Here is a 1,062-nt window from a genome sequence, read left to right on the forward strand (position 1 = left end):
ACGATCGATCCAAACGCTCATCAAGCTGTCCAAACTGCCATATCGCAAGACGATCGATACGTTTGATTTTACCGCGCAGCCTTCGGTGGATGAGCGCCGGATTCGAGAACTGCTTACCTTATCGTTTATTGATCGAAAGGAGAATATCCTCTTTCTCGGTCCACCGGGGATTGGAAAGACGCATCTGGCTATTTCGATTGGAATGGAGGCGATCGCAAGAGGGTATAAAACGTATTTTATTACCGCCCATGATTTGGTCACTCAGTTAAGAAGAGCCGACCAGGAAGGAAAGTTGGAGAAAAAGCTTCGTGTCTTTGTGAAGCCAACCGTTCTCATTATTGATGAAATGGGGTATCTAAAACTGGACCCGAACAGCGCTCATTACTTATTTCAGGTCATCGCCCGTCGGTACGAACATGCCCCGATTATCCTCACCTCCAACAAAAGCTTTGGGGAATGGGGAGAAATCGTGGGAGACTCGGTTTTGGCGACAGCGATGTTAGATCGATTACTGCATCATTCCATCATTTTCAACCTAAAGGGGGAAAGCTATCGATTGCGGGAAAAAAGGCTCCAACAAGAAAAACAGAAGGATCAATGAGGTCCTTCTGGGGAATTTTAAACCGGCGATTTTGGGGAAAAAATAATCGGCCTTGACACAGGAAAAGGCAAGGTGTTTTTTAATGTATAAAAATAGTTAAATCATGTTCTAACCATGTTCTATCAGCGAATATTTCAATCTCTTAAGTCTATAATATAGCCTCCTTTGATAAATAAGGATTTCTATTAAGAAATCTACTCAAACAAGATGTTCTAACCAAAATGATTAGACAAATGAGAATGAACAGAAGGAGTTGTAGATAAAAAATAGACTCTTGCCAAAATCAAAATAAAGTTGTGAAAAACGTGTGGATAAAGGGATGAGGGGAAAGGAAAAACCCTTCTCTCTTAATCCTTTTTCCTGTCTTTATAGCACGACTTTATTATGAATAGAAAAATATAGGTAGCGTAGGAACGCGGGGTGAAGGGATGGGGAATATCAAGGGGGGGATTATTACTGAA

At 41.4% G+C, this 1,062-nt stretch carries 1 protein-coding gene; it reads left to right on the forward strand.

The window, feature by feature from the left end; genetic code table 11:
- Nucleotides 1–601 (forward strand): IS21-like element IS5376 family helper ATPase IstB (gene istB, locus EKC99_RS15280; protein WP_163152484.1); only part of this gene is annotated, 601 nt, incomplete at its 5' end.
- Nucleotides 602–1,062 lie beyond the last annotated feature (461 nt).

The sequence above is a fragment of the Anoxybacillus sp. MB8 genome (genome assembly GCF_011006755.1).
GTDB classification, from domain to species: Bacteria; Bacillota; Bacilli; order Bacillales; family Anoxybacillaceae; genus Anoxybacillus; species Anoxybacillus gonensis.